This is a genomic window from Bacillus sp. SIMBA_005 (assembly GCF_046535585.1).
GTDB classification, from domain to species: domain Bacteria; phylum Bacillota; class Bacilli; order Bacillales; family Bacillaceae; genus Bacillus; species Bacillus pumilus.
Map to the genome: position 1 here is coordinate 1 of NZ_JAWRWI010000872.1, position 249 is coordinate 249.

Here is a 249-nt window from a genome sequence, read left to right on the forward strand (position 1 = left end):
CTAAAAAATCTACAATTAATCGAGCAACTAGGGAACTTATCAAGATTAGAGTCTCTCAAATTAATGGGTGTGCGTTCTGCATAGACATGCATACATCCGATGCTCGGAAGATGGGTGAAACCGAACAGCGTATTTATTGTTTAAATGCTTGGAATGAATGTACTTTTTATACACTTGAAGAGAAAGTTGCTCTAGAATTATCTGAGCATATAACTTTAATTCCTACTAAAAGAGTTTCAGATGATCTGT

At 34.9% G+C, this 249-nt stretch carries 1 protein-coding gene; it reads left to right on the forward strand.

From position 1 onward, the window contains the following. Window positions 1-249, forward strand: a 249-nt coding sequence (locus tag SB660_RS22565) for a carboxymuconolactone decarboxylase family protein (RefSeq protein ID WP_410584723.1), incomplete at both ends; no start/stop codon positions are given.